The sequence below is a fragment of the Bradyrhizobium sp. WSM1417 genome, assembly GCF_000515415.1.
In the GTDB taxonomy this organism is placed as follows: Bacteria; Pseudomonadota; Alphaproteobacteria; order Rhizobiales; family Xanthobacteraceae; genus Bradyrhizobium.
The window spans coordinates 7,539,363-7,555,769 of record NZ_KI911783.1; the positions used below are offsets into that span (position 1 = coordinate 7,539,363).

Below are 16,407 nucleotides of genomic sequence, written 5' to 3' on the forward strand. Positions count from 1 at the left end.
CCGAGCTTGATCGTGTCATCCTCGCGCCGGAAGGTATAGTTGAGGGCCGGCGATGGTGTCGGTTGGATTTGGCCACCGCTCCAAGCGCGCCAGCAAAAAAGAATTGGTGCTTTCTGCCTCGACTTTAGGTAGAGTTGCATGGGCATGCTGCCTTTGCGGCGCTCGACGCGAGAGCGCGTGGCTCTCCCGAGGAGATGTTTCATGATTGCAGTTCGACCGGGGACTGTCGTGCGCGCGATGATGGCGGCGACCGTGACGTTGCTGTCGGTGACGGCGGGGCTTGCGCGCAACGCGCAGAGCATCCAGCCGGCGGGTACCACGGTCGCGTTCGCCCAAACCATGTCGTGGTTCGACAAGACGCACTTTGCGGTCGGTCGCTGGGACGGGACCATCTCGATATTCCGGGTACCGAATGCAAATGAATTTGGCCCAGTGGTAACGCAGGCCATGGCTCTCCCGTCAGGGCGCGGCGTCGAGATGGTTGCAGCCGTCGACCAGGCGACGATTGCTTCCTCCGATACCAATGACGCGATCATTCTATGGCGTCGGAACGCGGCCACGGCCGGCGATACGGGGAAGGGGTTCCAAGCCGGCGAGCGGCTTACCTATGATCCCAGTTTCGGGACGGCCAACAGCGGGCTGTCTCTCGCTGTCGCGGGCCAAGACTACCTCGTTTCGGGTCATGAGGGTGGTTACATTCTGTTCTGGGCCAAGATGGCGGATGGTACGTTTAACCTCGCCAAGGCGGTTGATGCCCGATCGAAGTCGACTCCAGCTAATCCTTGGGGACTTCGAAACATCAGGGGCCTGGCAGCTTGGCGGAATTATATCCTAACTGGATCTGAAGACGGGGACATCGTCGCGCTCAGCGTCCCGGACGGCGATGAGCATTTCCGGCTGCGCTACAATGATAAGGCCCAGCGCGGCATCAACAATATTTCGGTACTCGGCGATTTGCTCCTTGTTGCAAACTGCGCCGTCGGCTCCAGCGATAAGAACCTCTGGCTGTTCGATCTTTCGTCGGGCACGCCGGTCCTAAGCGATGCGGAAAGTTTGGCCGTCGACTTGTCGAAGTCGCAGGTGTTCGACTTCGATGCGGTGCTCGTTAACGGCACGAATGGTCCGATCTTCTTCAGTAGCACTGAGGAAGGAATCCTGTGGGAGGGCGAAGTGCGTAGCGGGCAACTCGTTGTCACCGGTATCACAAAATCGTCTCCCGAGGGAGGATCGATCATCGCGCGTGCTCCGGACGGAGATCTCATCGCGGTAGCGACTTATGCGATCAGATTGTTCAAGACTAAATAAAAACCGGAAATGTTCGCCTCCGCTGACGGCTCCGTAGTGCTAGCCCCATTGTGCACAAATCTGCAGAAAGCAGCCGGAGGCATTTAATGCACTATCACCGTAGTCCCGCAATCCGGCATCGATTTGAAGAATCTTCAAGTGGGGCATCGCGGCGGCGAAGGGATGCCGACCAAGTGAATATTGAGATGGGCTTTTGAGCCCCATTCCATACCCTCCGTTCTTTGGAGAGCCCGCCGTTTTGGCTGCTATTAAAGGTTCTTCTTTCTATTGTTCAGCAATTGAGTCGCCATATATCGCTTTATTGCTGACCGGCGGCCCACATTTGATTTTCGGCTTGCTGGTCAGCCTTACCCCTTCTGTGAAACTCCGTGTACGATCTTTACAAGCCATTCCGGAACTACATGCGAAGGTTTCCGTTTGCGGATTCCATGGAAACGATATGGCTTTTTGCCGGGCACCTTGCGGGGCAGGGGCCGCAGGCTGACCGCCTTCGGCTTCCGCGTGAGCAAGGATGGCCGGACACACTGAAAGATACGATCTTTCCTTGGGATTTGGAGCTTTTGGCGCGTGAAACTATCCTTAATTCACCGACAATGGGTGGCGACAAGAGTCTTGGCCGATGGGAGGAGTTCGCGGGCGCAATCAACTTCATCCGTCACATCGACAACGAAATCTCAAGACAGAGTGACGGTGAGGAGGTTTTGCGCGAGCTTCACCGTATTGTGCATCGCCAATTTCATTGGCAACGGCCGCCCAGTGCTACGAGCATCATGCGCTACTACAAAATATTCGGTGGGAGCGAGCTGAAGCCGGCCGTTGAACAACAGACGGGCATTCCGATCCACAAATTTTATCTATTGGCGTTCGCCGTGTCAGGGGGCTTCCTAAGATCCGCCGGTATCAATATGGCGACTGACTACAGCGCGATCGGGGTAAGCAGAGAGGAGAGCGCCGCCTTCTTCCAAAAGATGTCTACAACACTTCCCGTGCTGCGTGAGCAAACGCGAGCCCTCCAAAGGTATGACGATGGATGGTTTTAGCTTGGAATCCCCTCCAAGCGAGACCCCTTGTCGCGTTTGATCCTTCGTACCCAGAACGCGCCTATTGCCCAATCCCTATGTACATGCTCCGCCGAACGTCAGACGGGCTTTTTTACGATCTTGTAAAGACGACCGGCTTCGACGATGCCTACGGCGCAGCCTTTCAGAGTTACGTCGGCACGGTTCTCGCGGAATTGCTCAAACCTCCGAAATTCGAAGTACTGGCTGAGGCGCCCTACGATCTTGGCAAAGCTTACCGCAAGCATGGTGTTGATTGGACGGTCCTCGACGCAACAGCGAATCTTTTTATCGAGTGCAAAACCAAGCGGTTGCGGCAGGACGCGAAGTTTATTGTCTCGGGTACCGGCCTGGAAAATGCCATGGACACGCTCGGCTCTTACGTAGTCCAGCACTACAAAAACATCGTCGATGCACTCGCGGCTAAAACCAAGTGGTTGCCGAACGAAAAACCGTGCTTTGCGATCATTGTCACTTTGGAGGATTGGTGGATTTTCACGCCGCCGATCGTGAGCATGCTTGACGACAGTGTCACACGTCACCTCGCCGAATCCGGTATCGATAGGTCAATACTTGAGCGTGTGCCGTTTACCGTTGCATCAATCGACGAATTGGAGATCGGGTGCCAAATAATGGCTGAAATCGGTATTGAGCCATTTCTCGGTATGAAATCCGGTGCCGAACACCGCGGCTGGTCTCTGTCCCCGTTTTCAATAGCAAAGTTTCCCGAGCAGGCGGCACGGGCAAATCGTCGCCTCTTTGGAGACGAATTCCTCAGTTTTGGCTCGAGCCTCACTAACGGCTCTCGCTAAATTTTCTTGTTCCTGGCAACTTCTATCGCGTCGATTGTTGGCCTCAGCCGGTGTTGCCGGCTTTAGAGTTTAAGGTGTTGCCCGTCGGATTGCGGGCAAATTGGCCCGACGGGCAATATCGCGCTTCACCGCACCCTCAAATCAGTGATTTAACTACGGCCATCCCTTTCCGGTAAGAGGGGCGGTCGCGCATCGTCACGAACGCGGGGCGGGATGTGGTGGACGCGAGAGCGTCGGCGCGCCATTACGGACGTTAGATCAATATGTGTAGCGGACTAAGCCTTGCCAACCGCGCGCTGTGTCACCATTGGAACTGTGACGATGAAGATTGTGAGAGAGATAAACGCGAATATGAGCAAGAGCGACGTGATATCTTTATGCGCAACTCCAGAGCCGCCGAGATTAGCAAGCCCGTGCCGCTCGGAGCCGTCATCCCTTTCCTGTTCCACTCGTGAAGGCGCAGTGAGCCTTTGATATGAGCGCGAAAGCACCAGGGCCGTCCGATACAACTCAGAGTGAACTCTATGTGGAGTACTGCAAGAAGGGCGAAATCATCCATCGTTTCGCAGAGAACCTGGCGCAGACGCTCGGTGTGTTCCATGGAATTAACAGCACAGGAAAGGCGCTTCGGTTCCAAGGAGAAGCGACGGGCGCTCTAAGCACCATCTTGTTTGACCAGTTGCAGATTATGGTGATCAGACTGAGCGCGTTATGCGACAACGGCACCAGAAATGATGACGCCTCGCTCGGACAGCTTGTGAGTGGCGTGAGCGTTCCCGGCTTCCAGCAATTCTTGATCGACAAGGAGACGCAATGGCAGTGTGCCGTTGGCCACAGGGCGGGAACGACAAGAGACATACCGAGGTTGATAAGGGTGCTGAAGGCGCGATGGTCCATCCTAAAGGCAGAGCAGGACGCTCTAACGAGGATAAAGCACTATCGGAACAAAGTTCTCGCCCACGCCACCACCGGGCTTGATCCAAGCCAAAGGGTTCTCATTCGCGATATCTGGCGCCTGTCTCGATCGACATTGAGCGTCGCCAAATACATCCGGCTATTGTTGGAGCGCGACGAGTGGAACTATCTGGAGCATTCAGAGGATGGCAAGAGCTGCGGTAGGACGTTGGTGCGTTCGCTACATCGCGACAACAAGGTAAGTGGACTCCAGAAAGGGGACAATTGATGGCTCTCAGCGAACGAATGAAGATCTTGCAAGATGCAATGTCCGCTTACAGCGACATGACGGTCAAGAGCTTCCGCACCATTGAAGCGCTTGGAGATGCTATCGTGCAACGTCTGCCGATCTATCTAGGGGAAGGCTCTGAAGCGCGTGGCGTGCCGCCTGAAGGCGAGTATCGAGAGGAGGCTGGCGACTACCGGGGTGCAAAATTCAGCACTCATGACAAAGGTACCTTGACGTTGGCCCCCATCCAGATGGGTGTTGCTGTGGGGATTCCGCGTACAAGCGCCAAGGGCAAGTTCTGGCCTCGCGTGGTGCTAGAATTTGAGATGATCGGTGACGCCATAACGGTCAGGATTGGCGATAGCCCGCGAGCGGTGCGAGGCATTCCACTCGACTTCAGCGAAGAGGACGTTGAACGGGTCTGCGAGGAGATTCACGAGTACATCAGGGTAGTATTGGAGAATCCCGTTAAAGTCGCGACTGCGGTGGGTAAGGGAAAACTTGGCTTCATCTAACGGCCACGGCAGAACGGTACTCATGGAAGCCACCTTCGGCAGCGCCGATTTGACGGACTATGCTTGGCGGCGCATAGCGCTCGCCCTCTATGCAAAGGGCCAAAGTTTCCTTGGCGCGTCCATTTTTCTGCAACGCCACGGGGGCGACGAATACGTAGTGCTCCACCTGACCAGCCAGGGCACGGAAATCATTGTGAAGGCGCTTCTGCTGCTTCTGGACTACAAGAAATTCGCTAAGCCGATCAGGAGATACGGGCACGATTTAGAAGGCGTTGCAGCAGAGGCTCTAAGGGTCTTTGGCCTCCATCCCATGCGTCCGGCGCTCGCGCAGGAAGTGAAAGTCCTGAATGTCTTCTATAAAGGAAACCTGCTCAGATATAATGGTCTTCCCGACATTTTCATCGATCCAAAGACAATCGGCCGGCATAGGTTGCTGAGGAGAACGACTGCTGTCATTCGGCTTGCAAATCGCGAAAAGAGCCGGCTCCGCAAATTTGAACAGGTCGATAAGTGGAGTTTCTGCCTGACAGCGGGCACGCTGATGCCTGCGAATCAGGAGCGACGATGAGCAGACGAGCACGCCGGAACCACACACCGGCCTTCAAGGCGAAGGTGGCGCTTGCCGCCGTCAAGGGCGACCGGACGATCGCTCAACTGGCCGAGCAGTTCGACGTCCACCCCAATCAGATCACGGCGTGGAAGGCGCAGCTGGAAGGCGGCGCGTGCGGAGTTTTTGGACCTGGCAGCGCTGCGCCCGCCGCGCCTGCGATCGACGTGAAGTCGCTGCACGCCAAGATTGGAGGTAAGCGCTAATTTCTCCGCACCTTTTGCTTTTGAGTGCCCTGATGCATGAGGTGTCCACCAAAATAGGTGGACACCTTGTGATGAGCGACGATGATCAGAAACTGCGGGTCAGGCTTGTCGGCCGGAACGGTCGCCGGCGTTACGAGGCGGCATCGAAAGAGCGTCTTGTCACGGCCTGCCTCGAGCCTGGGGTTTCGGTATCGAGGCTTGCACTCGAACATGGGGTCAACGCGAACCTCCTTCGGAAGTGGATCAAGAAGCACAGCGCGACCAGGTCGCTGCCGCCGTCCTCACGCCCGGCGTTCATCCCGGTTCAGCTTGAGGGGAAGGCCGAGCGGGACCTGTCGCGAAAAGACAGCGTGGCGACGGTTGATTTGCCGGCTTGCGATGAAGTGCGTGGTTCGAAACCCAAAGGGACTCCAGCTTTTTGTTCTCCGGCCAAAGTGAGCGTGTCGCTGCCGAACGGCGTGAAGCTCGCGCTGGAATGCGGCGATGTGGATGCATTAACGGCGATTATCGGAGCGCTGGGCGATGTTTAGACTGGGCGGTGACCTGCAGGTCTATCTGCACCGTGAGCCGATCGACTTCCGGGCTGGCATCAACAGCCTTGCGGTCCTGGTCCAGGAGACGATGGCGCTCGATCCATTCACTCCGGCGGTTTTTGCGTTCTGCAATCGCCGTTGCGACCGGATGAAGCTTCTGTTCTTCGATCGGTCCGGCTTTGTACTGGTCCTGAAGCGGCTGACCGAGGACAGGTTCCGATGGCCGCGCCGCCAGGAGGCGATCGTCACGCTGACGACGGAGCAATTGCACTGGATCCTTGACGGCATCGATATCGATGCGATGGTCCGCCATCCGGTGCGGCAATATCAGGTTGCCGGCTGAGCTCTCGAGTTGAGCGGTTGACGCGTCGGTACGGTTCAGATTCAAGAATCCGATGAATCGAACCGGCGATCCGAGTGTTGAAGTGCTGTTGGCACGCATTGCTGCGCTGCAGGCGGAGAACCATCAACTCGCCGACCGCGTCGCCAAGCTCGAGGAAGAACTGGCGCTGGCACGCCTGCATCGTTTTGCGCCGCGCAGCGAAAAGCATGTTGATCGTCTCTTCAATGAAGCCGAGCATGCCTCCGATGAGGATGACGCCGGCAGTGAAACGAACAATATCGCCGAACTTCCGGACACGGGCTTGCCGCCCGTCGAAAACACAACGGGAAAGAAGCGCGGCCGGAGGCCGCTGCCGGGGAACCTACCTCGTGAGCGCGTCGAGTATGACCTGTCCGACGATCAGAAGGCGTGTCCTTGCTGCCGTGGCCAGATGCATCGCATGGGCGAGGCTGTCACCGAGCAACTTCATATCGAGGTGAAGGCGAAGGTTTTACAGAATGTGCGCTTCAAATATGCGTGCCGCCATTGCGATCGCACCGGGATCCACGCCCGTGTTGTGACCGCGCCGATGCCGACGCAACCGTTGCCGGGCAGCGTTGCCACGCCCTCGACGCTGGCGTTCGCGCTGGTTCACAAATATGTCGATGGCACGCCGCTCTACCGCCTGGCGCAGGCCTTCGAACGTGCAGGTGTTCCTGTCAGCCGCGGCGCTTTGGGCCACTGGGTGATTGGCTCGAGCGAGAAGCATCTGCGTCGCATCTACGACGCCCTGAAGCTGCGGCTCAGATCACAACCTCTCATCCATGGCGACGAGACGACGGTTCAGGTCCTCAAGGAGAAGGACAAAAAGGCCACCAGCACATCGTACATGTGGGCTTATCGTAGCGGCAAGGGCAGCCACGAGCCGATCGTTCTTCTGGATTATCAGCCAGGCCGCGGCCAAATCCACCCGCAAGCCTTCCTCGGCGATTACCGTGGCATTGTGATGAGTGACGGCTATACCGCATGGCGCACGCTGGAAGGGGCCACCCACATTGGATGCATGGCCCACTCCCGGCGGCGCTTTGTCGATGCCCTCAAAGCCAGGAAGAAGGGCGGCGGTCCGCCCGAGCAAGCGCTGCGGTTCTTTGAACAGCTCTACCGGGTTGAAAGGCAGGCGCGGGACGGAACACCGGAGAAGGGTGAAACACAGGCCGACTGCATTCGCCGCTTCCGCCAGCAACATAGTGTCCCCATCCTCAATGCTCTCAAAGTATGGCTCGATGACATGGCCCCGAAGGTCTTGCCTGACAGCAAGCTCGGCGATGCCGTATCCTACACCCAGAACCAATGGGAATATCTGACGCGCTACACCGGGGACGGCAGCATGCCGATTGACAACAATCTTCTGGAGCGCGACATCAGGGTTTTTGCAACTGGCAGGAAGAGTTGGTTGTTCAGCGATACTGTGGACGGAGCCAAGGCCAGTGCCGTCGTCTATAGCCTGATGCTGTCCTGCCGCGCCTCACGTGTCGAGCCGTTAGCGTGGTTGCGCCACGTCCTCACCGAATTGCCTCAGCGCGCCGGCGACGCCGATATTACAGACCTGCTGCCCTTCAACTTCCACAAAGCCGCCACTGCCTGAACGGCCCGGTATCGCGCGATACCAGGGCAATCCATCAAAACCGCCGGCGTGCGAAGAAAATCGCGCTTACGATTGGAGAGCTGACGCTGGAGAACGATTTTTTAGAAGGAGCGCTCACCAAGGCGGGATTGCTGAGCGCAAAGCGATGATCGACCGTGAGCACCATCTGTCGATCACCAGGCAGGCGGAGGTACTGCAGATCAGCCGGGGCAGCATTTATTACCTGCCGCGTCCGGTGCCGGACGCCGATCTCGCGATCATGCGGCGTCTCGACCGGCTGCATCTGGAGTTTCCCTTCGCCGGCTCGCGAATGTTGAGAGGCCTGCTGGCTGCCGAGGGGTGCAAGATCGGCCGCCGGCATGTCAAAACGCTGATGCGGCGGATGGGGATAGAGGCGCTCTATCGCCGTCCGCGCACGACGAAGCCGGAACTCGGCCACAAGATCCATCCGTATCTGCTGCGCGGCATGGAGATCACACGGCCGAACCAGGTCTGGGCGATGGACATCACCTACATCCCGATGGCGAGTGGGTTCGTCTATCTCGCCGTGGTGCTGGACTGGGCAACACGCCGGGTTTTGTCGTGGCGGCTGTCGATCACCATGGAAGCAGCCTTCTGCGTCGAGACGCTGGAGGATGCCTTGGCCCGTCACGGCAAGCCGGAGATTTTCAACACCGACCAGGGCTCGCAGTTCACCGGACAGGCTTTTACCGGCGTGCTCGTCGACAACGGCATCGCGATCAGCATGGACGGCAAGGGCGCATGGCGGGACAACGTGTTTGTCGAACGGCTCTGGCGCAGCGTCAAATACGAAGAGGTGTATCTGCGGGCCTATGACAGCGTCAGCGAGGCTCGCAGTTCGATCGGCCGATATCTCGACTTCTATAACACCAGGCGTCCCCATTCGAGCCTTGACGGCACTACGCCGGATCAAGCCTACTTCACCCCACTGCCACTCCGCATGGCAGCCTAACCCCGGCAGAGGCTCCACCTATCGACGCGGAAACTCTGTTCAGACAACCGGGACCAGCTCTGTTGTCCATCGGGAAGAGACGGTTGAAAGGTGTCAGAAAACCGTATATATTTCTGACAAGAGAATGGCCATGCAACGGTTAACCGAACAGATTCTTGCGCATGCCGAAGGGCTGCCTGAAGGTACGCCCGTGGCGGCTAAGAGCTTACTCCACCTCGGTAATCGCGCCGCGGTGGATCAGGCCTTGTCGCGACTGACCGAGCGGGGCCGACTCATCCGAGCCGGCCGCGGTCTTTATCTGCGTCCCATCACGAGCCGGTTCGGCACGAGGGCTCCCTCCGTCCAAAAGGCGGTGGAGGCGCTCGCCAACCAGCGCGGCGAGGTCATCGTCCCGAGTGGAGCGGCGGCGGCCAACACTCTCGGCCTCACGACACAGGTGCCGGTCCGATCGGTCTATCTAACCTCTGGCCGCAGCCGAACGATGAACTTCGGCAAACAGGTCGTCGAGCTTCGCCACGCTCCGCGCTGGCAACTCGCCCTGGCTCACAAGCCGGCTGGCGAGGCGGTGCGAGCGCTGGCCTGGCTTGGGCCGGAAAAGGCGGAAGCCGCCCTGAAAACATTGAAGCGGAGGCTCCCGCCGGCCGCCTTCGGCGAACTGGTCGCAGCCGCGCCACAGCTTCCCACCTGGCTCGCGCGCAGCGTGGGAAAGGCAGCGCATGGCTGATGCCTTTCTCCTCCTTCCGGCAGCCGACCGCCGCGAGGCGCTCGGCGTCGCGGCCGATCGGTCTGGCCGGCCCGCGCACCTCCTGGAAAAGGACGTGTGGGTGGTTTGGGCGCTTGCGACCCTTTACGGCTCGGCGCTCGGCGAACATCTGGTGTTCAAGGGCGGTACGTCGCTATCCAAAGCCTATCAGGTCAGCCCTCTGCGAGGAACGCGTAGCAGAGCATTTCCGCCAGCGTGGTTTTGCCGACGGTGGGCCCGATATGATGACCACGTGGTCCGCCTCCAGCGTGTCGCGCGCGCCGTCGAAGCTCGGATTGGACGCGTAAATGCGGACCTTGGATTCGATCTCCTCCTTCGTGATCCTGGTGTAGGCGTGAGCGGCCGAGCGCACGACCTGGTCGAGAACGGCAGAGTCGGATAGCCAAAGCTTGATATGGGACTTGACGATGTCAGGATGTTTCCGGAATAGGGCGTTCAGGTCGCCCGGTCCCAGGATGTCTTCCTCCCGCGAAAGCAACGGCCCTATCGCCTCGGCGAGTTCGAATTTGTTCTTCGGCGTCAGCGGGCACGACGTCGCCAATATGTAGCGGCCGCGAGCCAGATCTTCGATGACGCGTCGCTCGCGCTTCATTTGCGACTTCAGCGAGGCGTAAGACGACCTTCCGTAGTGCTTCGCCTGCAGGATCGTGGCCGCGGCTCCCGGCGCACGACGCCCATCCATGCCGCCGTCGGGGCCCGCCGCAAAGGCCTCGAACCTCACGCCGAATTCCCGTCCTACGAGGTCGCGGACCAGATCTTCGAAATCCGCCGGCGAGAGGTTTCCGAAATCGTAGGCCACGACTCAGAGCTCATTGTAGATCGGGATCGATGGGGCGTGCGCGTCGACGGTTTCGACGACCTTTCGCTCCAGCGGAAGGTCGGCCTTTAGCTCCGCCCACATATTCTTGAAGCGCTGGACCGTTTCCGCAGCCGTATCGAGGACCAGCTTTTCTGAGACTTTCGCCTTCGCCGCCAGATGCTTCAGCTCGTCTTTGGAAAATTCGTCCATCCTCTTCGTGCGCGAGTAGTTCAGCGCCATCTTGTCGTCCGCAATGTAAGGGATTGTCGACAGCAGATCGTAGGCGGGCGACAGGACGGGCGTCCGGCGGTCGGGGTAGATCAACGACCAATTCTTCAGGTGCATGTCGGCGTTGCCAATCAGCGTGCTGAACACGAGGCGCCGGACGAACTCGGCGACGCCCGCTTCGCCGGTCTCGATGCCGAGAATGTGCGCGATCCCTCTGTAGTTGGCCTTGTTGTACTTTTCGTCCGGGAATACGCCGAATACCTGCGCGAAGTCCTCCATATGGACTGGGCCGTCAGCAGAGCGGTCGAACCGCTTGACGGCGAGTGCCCTTCCCTTCAGCTCGCCTATTCCTTCCGGCAGCCCCTTGATCGCCTCGACGTCGATCAGTTGGAGATCGGGCACTTCCATGCCCATCTTCTTCGCAAGGGTCATCATGGAATATTCGTTCTCGGGCACGCCTGCATATTGATGCGAGGGCAGCTTGACGATCCACGAGCCGCCGACGCCCTCGACGGGAATTGTCAGGCCGCCATGTTTGGGATCGTTCTTGAGCGCGGAGAACTTCAACTGGACGCCCGCGAGCGAGAAGCGCAGCATGTTCTGCCGCTCGTCCGGCGTGAGATCCTCGGCCACCTGAGGTGGCAACGCTTCTCCTTCCGCCGGATGGACCGACAGAGCGCCGGGTAGGTCCCGGCCGAGCATCCAGAGAAGAAAGAACTCACGCTTTTCCTTCACGCCCGCCCGTTCCGCGAGATAGCGACGCAGCGGGCCCTCGGGCAGCAGATTGGAGAAAAAGGGCGGAACGACCTGCTGATAGGTTTTGAACCCCGTGAGCAAGTTTCCAAACGGGTCCTTGAAGGATAAGCTCAATGTCGGGCGTACGACGTCGTCGATATAGTTCTGGTTGAAGGCAAGCAGCGATCGGTCGCCCTGCACGAGGGTGATGGTCGCGATCGGGGTGTCGTGTAGGCGGACGTCGAGGACCGATACGTCAGGCATCATCGTCCTCATCATCGAGAGCGTAGGCTGAACGGGGGGCTTCTACAGGATGTGCGATCCGATTGCGTAGATCTTGCAGTACGCCTGCGGAGTTTTCCAGCACGGAATTGGGTATCGGTTCGGAGCGGTAGCCTCTGAGTGTGTCGACGATGTCGTTGAGGAGGCTCAGGTCAGTTTTCGAAAGGTGGACCTGCTTCAAGAAGCGGAAGTATTCGGCGATGCGGTCTAGCGACGCGGAGCTGCCGTGGCGATTCCTCAGCTTGGAAACGATTCGTTCAGCCCTGACAAAGATGTCCGACGGGCCTTCATTGTTGGAGAAGTCGTTGGCGTTGGAGCGCAGAACGCCCTCCACCGCTGGAAGCAGCTTCTTGGGCACGAGTACGACTTCTAGGTCGAGCGCCCGTACCATCTGGATGAAGCTGGACAGGCCGGGTTCGAGGCGGCCGGTCTCTATTTGGGAGATGTGCGCTTGCGTCAGACCCGATCGGTCGGCCAACGCACGTTGGCTTATACGCTCTTGCGTACGTTTCGACTGAACGGTCCGGATAAGCTCTTCACTCAGGTAGGACATGATCTATAATCCTGATCAAAATAACCATCTTGATAAGAATAGTATATCGAAAGCCTAAAGAACTCAAGTCCAATAAGTATACTTATCAAACTCAAATTCTGATAACAAAAATATATCAACCTGATGAGCCTCCAAAGGGAGAGCCAAGCATCGCGACCACGGCGCGAGATCAGGCTTCCAGAACATCGTCGCAGTGCCGACAAGAATCTCGGCACCGGGGCCGAAGCCGCGCTGCTCTGCCGAAGAAGTCCGTCTCGTCTTCCACAGTGGTCCGGACCACCTGATCAAGCCCGCGCTCGAACCTCTCGCGGTTCGCCATCCCCACTCCCGGTGATCGACCGTGGCCATAGATCGTGCGCGCATCACGCTCGAAATCGGTCGGGACGCCGATAAGTCCGTCATTCCGAATTCTTTTTGAATTTGTCCCTAAGCCAATCCTGGTGATCGGGATGGCCCCAGCGCCAGAGGAGTTCGCCGTCCTGGGTGACCCTGACTCTGGGCCCGTTGAGCAGCTCGGCGACGGGATTCACGGGACAAAGCAGACGAAAGGGATGCTTGACCAGCGACGCCCCATCAAGTACGGGGTCGAGCCCCATCGCCTCGCCCAGATTGAACGGCGCGTTGCAGAGCCTTCTTTCGTAGCCCCTGGCGCGTACCTTAACGACGCGGTCGGCACCAGCCGCCCTGCTGCGGCGCTCGGCCATGATATCGATCCCGAGGATGGGGTGACCCGCGCGGACGAGCACCGTGCTGCCCTGACCTTCTTCCTCGCAAACGATGTCGAGGCCCCACATGTCGCGGCTGCCATGGATGCGAGCAGTCCCGTGCGGCATCAGGTTCTTGGCCCCCTTGTTGCGGCGCGAGCGGTTCTCGGGATGAAGGTGGGAGGCACGGTCGTTCCCTCCACCGTAGGCCTCGACATCGATCAGCATGATCGCGGTCTCGGCACCTCGGTTGTCGTGGTGCAGCACGCATCCGATCAGTCGCGGTGCCACCTCGGCGGCGGGCGGGGCGAAAAAGTCCGCATCGACCTCGACGTACTTCCTTCCGAAATATTCGGTCATCAAAATTCCTTTCCTTGGAAACGAAATCGCGTGGAATGCGAAGCGTCCCGGGCTCTATGATGCGTCCACAACATCAAATAGAGCTTGTAGTTGCATATATTCTCGAGCTTCAAAAATCTTGAGATCTCGTTTTCCGGAGTGTGCGAACGCGGAAGCCGCGCGGCGAGCGTCAGTTCTCCGACCAGCTCTACTTCGTCACCCACCTGGGCCGCTGAAATTGGAAGAGATCCCGGATCGGGCGGGCCTGCTGGAGCCGGCGTTGTCGAATAACTAGAAGCCTGGCTTAGCTGGCGCGAGGCCTGCCGGCGCCGATCCGCTCCGAGGATATGCCGAGCTGGCGGCTAGAGGCGACGTCGACATGGCGATACCAACAGATGATGATTAGCTCCGGCGGGCGTTAAATGGCGCTCGCGAGCACTGCGCGCTCAGGAGCGTGGAGCATCGAAGGTCGATGACCGTGATGCATACCTTCGCCCTCGGATCAACCCGGGGCTCGCGAGTTGATCAGCGGTTTCGGGGGTGACCGTGACGAGATGGTCGAGCATTGATGGCGCGGCGCAGCAAACGCTTGGGGGTCTAGTCGAAATACTTGGCCGCCCCCTTGTCGGCGCCGCGGAAGGGTGTATTTCCCAGCGCCCGTAATCTGGAGATTCCTATGAAGATGTCCCTGAAGATTCGCGCCTTCTTGGAAGAGCCGGCTTCGCTTGCAACGATCATCGCTGCCCTGCGCACCGGACGTGCGCCCGTGCGTGCCCTGGATACTCTGGTCACCGATCGCTTCGGAGATCTGACGCATGGCATGCGCCGCGCGTTCGGGAAGGAAGTCCGGTCCCTGGTGGAAACGCTCGGCGGGCAGCACCTCCGGACTGGTGCGCACCCTGTGAAGCCACAGCTCAAGTCCGGCTCAACCTACACATAATGAGGTGAGAGATGCCAGCCTACAATAAGCGGCGCCGCGAACGAGATTTCGAAGAAGGAATGGCGGAACGGAAGCAAGCCGCCGAAGACGCCCGCCGTGCTGGCTGGGTCTCCCATGATGATGACGGGCTGGCGGTCTGGACACACCCAGACAGGCCTGGCGTCAAGCACTACGGGCATGCCATTAACATCCCGGAACAAGATCGTCACTGATGAGAGGGCGCGAGGGGCCCTTATCTTAGTTCTCGATTGGCTGCCCGCGTCAAAGCTGAGACGATCGAACGGCTCTAGTTGATCACGCAGTCGGTCGGCCTCCGAACAACTAGGGTCTTCCTGGTTTTGAATTTCTATGCGTCGCGGACCACAGTAGCACGGTGTCGCCGCCGGGCAGTTTGCCTCTGGGGCGCGACCGCAAAGATCGTTATCGCCGATGCGGGACGAGTTATGAGCAAAAGACCGCGGGAAAACGACAATAAAAGTGGAAGTGCGGCAGGGGCGCTCGCGACCTTTCGTGTGCTGGTGAAACAGGCTCTCTCCATCGACGTGAGCAAGACCGAAGACCTCGATATTCAAGGCGTGCCTTGCCGGATCGCGATAAGGCCGGCTCACAACGATCTGGCGACGCAGAGGAAGCTCGGCGGAGCCACTCTTGCAGTCGAATTTCGGAAAGCCGCCGACTACGATCTGATCGCGGCCGCGCGCGACGGTTTCGAACTGATCGAGGACTTTCTTTCAGACAATCACGGTCGTATCGGGAACGACGTTCGCCCCATCCGAGATCGTCCAAGTCGCGAAACTCCGCGATGGCGGCAAGGGCGACTGCGACTTCGTCCAATTCCTGCCGCTTTCGGTCCGTCATTGGCACGAAGAGATAACGGACGACAAGCTGAACTCGGCGCGAAAGCTGTTGGCACATTGGGACGGCTTGGAGAGCGGCCGTCGGCTGCGCCGGGCGGCCCGCAGGTATCGCTTCGCGGCAGGCACTATGGACGACGGCGTTCTTGGAAGCCTATACGGGCCTCGAGGCTATGGAGAAGCCGCTTGCGATCGCGGCAGGACTGTCGCCCGGCTCGGAAGACAAGCAGGCTATCTGTCCGAAGTGTGGTCATAAATACTCTTACAAGCGGACGACGCTCGTCGGTGTTCGTGCGCTGGTCCATCGGACGACCGATCCTGCCCAAGCAGATGAGGATCACCTGGCGGATTGGAAACTGATGAATTCGCTCCGCAATGAGGTGCCCCACAGCCTCGTCGACGACTACCAACTGGAGGATCGACCTCTCAATGCGCTTATCGCGACGATGCACTATCTGCACGATGCGATCTGCACATGTTCACACTGCCCGGAGATCTCGTCAGCGCAGTACACGCTTGCGAGAGGGCCGGTCGACTTGATTCTTGTAGGGCGTTACGCGACATCCGAATGGCCGGTTCTCGAAGACTGGTCGCAGATTCTCAAGAATCCCGTCTACGAATGGGTACCGCACCCGGACTACACTGACCTGATCCCGGAGTTGCACTTCGAAGTGAAGGGCCTCGGAAGCGTCGGTGTCTGACCTGGGCGCTTGAGGAAGGCTTTTGCCGTCGCATCTATGAAAGACATCGACCGACAAAATTTCGAGCACGACTGAGGCGGCGACCGCAATCATAGCCTTCAGCGAGAGTTCCTGCACCGACGGCATCAGGCGGCGGCGAACGAGCGACGCTTTTGGCGCAGGTATCGTGATCTCCGGCAACGTCATTAAAGGCAGCGAAGAAGACCGGGCGAGGACGCAAGCAGGACCGGGCCAGCGTCGCCGGCGGGCAGAAGACCGGCCGCTCGGTCTCCGACGTCAAGAAAGCGGTCAAGAAGGTCGGCAACGCCCGCAAGCGAGTGGAGAAGCGTCTCGGCCCGTAAGCCCGCGAT

17 protein-coding genes and 4 pseudogenes are annotated in these 16,407 nt (G+C 58.9%); 17 read left to right on the forward strand and 4 right to left on the reverse strand.

Annotation, left to right across the window (positions count from 1 at the left end; translation table 11 throughout):
• Nucleotides 1-201: 201 nt before the first annotated feature.
• From BRA1417_RS0136840 to BRA1417_RS43385, 13 genes and pseudogenes are all read left to right on the forward strand, one after another.
• The gene (locus tag BRA1417_RS0136840) at nucleotides 202-1,305 is read left to right on the forward strand and encodes a hypothetical protein (RefSeq protein WP_156949081.1); all 1,104 of its coding nucleotides are present in this window, start codon (nucleotides 202-204) and stop codon (nucleotides 1,303-1,305) included.
• A gap of 368 nt (nucleotides 1,306-1,673) precedes the next feature.
• Nucleotides 1,674-2,345 carry a hypothetical protein gene (locus BRA1417_RS0136845; protein WP_156949082.1) on the forward strand — a complete coding sequence of 224 codons (672 nt, stop codon included), beginning with the start codon at nucleotides 1,674-1,676 and terminating at the stop codon, nucleotides 2,343-2,345.
• A 77-nt stretch (nucleotides 2,346-2,422) separates the two neighbouring features.
• Nucleotides 2,423-3,175, forward strand: coding sequence for a hypothetical protein (locus tag BRA1417_RS0136850; protein ID WP_027520105.1), 753 nt, complete (start codon nucleotides 2,423-2,425; stop codon nucleotides 3,173-3,175).
• 475 nt (nucleotides 3,176-3,650) lie between these two features.
• On the forward strand, nucleotides 3,651-4,358 hold the full coding sequence (locus BRA1417_RS0136860) for a hypothetical protein (protein WP_027520106.1): 708 nt from the start codon (nucleotides 3,651-3,653) through the stop codon (nucleotides 4,356-4,358).
• Nucleotides 4,358-4,873 carry a hypothetical protein gene (locus tag BRA1417_RS0136865; RefSeq protein ID WP_027520107.1) on the forward strand — a complete coding sequence of 172 codons (516 nt, stop codon included), beginning with the start codon at nucleotides 4,358-4,360 and terminating at the stop codon, nucleotides 4,871-4,873. The genes BRA1417_RS0136860 and BRA1417_RS0136865 overlap by 1 nt, the downstream gene beginning before the upstream one ends.
• Before the next feature lie 22 nt (nucleotides 4,874-4,895).
• Nucleotides 4,896-5,441: a hypothetical protein gene (locus BRA1417_RS0136870; RefSeq protein ID WP_027520108.1), complete on the forward strand. Its 546-nt coding sequence runs from the start codon at nucleotides 4,896-4,898 to the stop codon at nucleotides 5,439-5,441.
• Nucleotides 5,438-5,674, forward strand: a pseudogene (locus BRA1417_RS41440) (transposase); the annotation flags it as partial. The gene BRA1417_RS0136870 and the pseudogene BRA1417_RS41440, both read left to right, overlap by 4 nt.
• Nucleotides 5,675-5,757: 83 nt before the next feature.
• Nucleotides 5,758-6,216 carry a transposase gene (locus BRA1417_RS0136880; protein ID WP_027515863.1) on the forward strand — a complete coding sequence of 153 codons (459 nt, stop codon included), beginning with the start codon at nucleotides 5,758-5,760 and terminating at the stop codon, nucleotides 6,214-6,216.
• A complete protein-coding gene (gene tnpB / locus BRA1417_RS0136885) occupies nucleotides 6,209-6,562 on the forward strand; it encodes an IS66 family insertion sequence element accessory protein TnpB (RefSeq protein WP_027515864.1) in 354 nt (117 codons plus the stop codon). The genes BRA1417_RS0136880 and tnpB overlap by 8 nt, the downstream gene beginning before the upstream one ends.
• 52 nt (nucleotides 6,563-6,614) lie before the next feature.
• Complete coding sequence (locus tag BRA1417_RS0136890; protein ID WP_027515865.1) at nucleotides 6,615-8,186, forward strand: IS66 family transposase; 1,572 nt, start codon at nucleotides 6,615-6,617, stop codon at nucleotides 8,184-8,186.
• A 68-nt stretch (nucleotides 8,187-8,254) separates the two neighbouring features.
• Nucleotides 8,255-9,159: pseudogene (locus BRA1417_RS0136895) on the forward strand (IS3 family transposase); the annotation flags it as partial.
• A 130-nt stretch (nucleotides 9,160-9,289) separates the two neighbouring features.
• Complete coding sequence (locus BRA1417_RS0136900) at nucleotides 9,290-9,883, forward strand: DUF6088 family protein (RefSeq protein ID WP_027520110.1); 594 nt, start codon at nucleotides 9,290-9,292, stop codon at nucleotides 9,881-9,883.
• Nucleotides 9,876-10,076 (forward strand): annotated as a pseudogene (locus BRA1417_RS43385) (nucleotidyl transferase AbiEii/AbiGii toxin family protein); the annotation flags it as partial. The gene BRA1417_RS0136900 and the pseudogene BRA1417_RS43385, both read left to right, overlap by 8 nt.
• Here the strand turns inward: BRA1417_RS43385 and BRA1417_RS0136905 are convergent.
• The 4 genes from BRA1417_RS0136905 to BRA1417_RS0136920 all read right to left on the reverse strand — a co-directional run bounded on the left by BRA1417_RS0136905 (nucleotide 10,056) and on the right by BRA1417_RS0136920 (nucleotide 13,583).
• Complete coding sequence (locus BRA1417_RS0136905) at nucleotides 10,056-10,721, reverse strand: restriction endonuclease (protein ID WP_027520111.1); 666 nt, start codon at nucleotides 10,719-10,721, stop codon at nucleotides 10,056-10,058. The pseudogene BRA1417_RS43385 and the gene BRA1417_RS0136905 overlap by 21 nt on opposite strands.
• A gap of 3 nt (nucleotides 10,722-10,724) precedes the next feature.
• Nucleotides 10,725-11,948, reverse strand: a complete 1,224-nt coding sequence (locus BRA1417_RS0136910; RefSeq protein ID WP_027520112.1) for a type II toxin-antitoxin system HipA family toxin — start codon at nucleotides 11,946-11,948, stop codon at nucleotides 10,725-10,727.
• Nucleotides 11,941-12,519, reverse strand: coding sequence for a helix-turn-helix domain-containing protein (locus BRA1417_RS0136915; RefSeq protein ID WP_027520113.1), 579 nt, complete (start codon nucleotides 12,517-12,519; stop codon nucleotides 11,941-11,943). The genes BRA1417_RS0136910 and BRA1417_RS0136915 overlap by 8 nt, the downstream gene beginning before the upstream one ends.
• 398 nt (nucleotides 12,520-12,917) lie before the next feature.
• Entirely contained in the window at nucleotides 12,918-13,583 is a 666-nt protein-coding gene (locus BRA1417_RS0136920) for a DNA-3-methyladenine glycosylase (RefSeq protein WP_027520114.1), read from the reverse strand.
• Nucleotides 13,584-14,238: 655 nt separating this feature from the next.
• On the opposite strand from BRA1417_RS0136920, the gene BRA1417_RS0136925 reads away from it, so the two are divergent.
• The 4 genes and pseudogenes from BRA1417_RS0136925 to BRA1417_RS43390 form a co-directional block, all read left to right on the forward strand.
• Nucleotides 14,239-14,502 (forward strand): hypothetical protein, encoded by a 264-nt coding sequence (locus BRA1417_RS0136925; RefSeq protein ID WP_027520115.1) that lies wholly within the window; start codon nucleotides 14,239-14,241, stop codon nucleotides 14,500-14,502.
• Between the two features lie 11 nt (nucleotides 14,503-14,513).
• The gene (locus BRA1417_RS44510) at nucleotides 14,514-14,714 is read left to right on the forward strand and encodes a hypothetical protein (protein ID WP_156949083.1); all 201 of its coding nucleotides are present in this window, start codon (nucleotides 14,514-14,516) and stop codon (nucleotides 14,712-14,714) included.
• 788 nt (nucleotides 14,715-15,502) lie between these two features.
• Nucleotides 15,503-16,057 carry a hypothetical protein gene (locus tag BRA1417_RS0136930; protein WP_156949084.1) on the forward strand — a complete coding sequence of 185 codons (555 nt, stop codon included), beginning with the start codon at nucleotides 15,503-15,505 and terminating at the stop codon, nucleotides 16,055-16,057.
• 191 nt (nucleotides 16,058-16,248) lie between these two features.
• Nucleotides 16,249-16,398: pseudogene (locus BRA1417_RS43390) on the forward strand (DUF3606 domain-containing protein); the annotation flags it as partial.
• Nucleotides 16,399-16,407: the final 9 nt, after the last annotated feature.

Excerpts from the sequence above, each read along its gene's own strand:
- BRA1417_RS0136870 (WP_027520108.1), top strand. The coding sequence starts at position 4,896 with ATGGAAGCCACCTTCGGCAGCGCCGATTTGACGGACTATGCTTGGCGG.
- BRA1417_RS0136840 (WP_156949081.1), top strand. The coding sequence starts at position 202 with ATGATTGCAGTTCGACCGGGGACTGTCGTGCGCGCGATGATGGCGGCG.
- BRA1417_RS0136880 (WP_027515863.1), top strand. The coding sequence starts at position 5,758 with ATGAGCGACGATGATCAGAAACTGCGGGTCAGGCTTGTCGGCCGGAAC.
- BRA1417_RS0136915 (WP_027520113.1), bottom strand. The coding sequence starts at position 12,519 with ATGTCCTACCTGAGTGAAGAGCTTATCCGGACCGTTCAGTCGAAACGT.
- BRA1417_RS0136925 (WP_027520115.1), top strand. The coding sequence starts at position 14,239 with ATGAAGATGTCCCTGAAGATTCGCGCCTTCTTGGAAGAGCCGGCTTCG.
- BRA1417_RS0136850 (WP_027520105.1), top strand. The coding sequence starts at position 2,423 with ATGTACATGCTCCGCCGAACGTCAGACGGGCTTTTTTACGATCTTGTA.
- BRA1417_RS0136920 (WP_027520114.1), bottom strand. The coding sequence starts at position 13,583 with ATGACCGAATATTTCGGAAGGAAGTACGTCGAGGTCGATGCGGACTTT.
- BRA1417_RS0136860 (WP_027520106.1), top strand. The coding sequence starts at position 3,651 with ATGAGCGCGAAAGCACCAGGGCCGTCCGATACAACTCAGAGTGAACTC.
- tnpB (WP_027515864.1), top strand. The coding sequence starts at position 6,209 with ATGTTTAGACTGGGCGGTGACCTGCAGGTCTATCTGCACCGTGAGCCG.
- BRA1417_RS0136890 (WP_027515865.1), top strand. The coding sequence starts at position 6,615 with ATGAATCGAACCGGCGATCCGAGTGTTGAAGTGCTGTTGGCACGCATT.
- BRA1417_RS0136865 (WP_027520107.1), top strand. The coding sequence starts at position 4,358 with ATGGCTCTCAGCGAACGAATGAAGATCTTGCAAGATGCAATGTCCGCT.
- BRA1417_RS0136900 (WP_027520110.1), top strand. The coding sequence starts at position 9,290 with ATGCAACGGTTAACCGAACAGATTCTTGCGCATGCCGAAGGGCTGCCT.
- BRA1417_RS0136910 (WP_027520112.1), bottom strand. The coding sequence starts at position 11,948 with ATGCCTGACGTATCGGTCCTCGACGTCCGCCTACACGACACCCCGATC.
- BRA1417_RS44510 (WP_156949083.1), top strand. The coding sequence starts at position 14,514 with ATGCCAGCCTACAATAAGCGGCGCCGCGAACGAGATTTCGAAGAAGGA.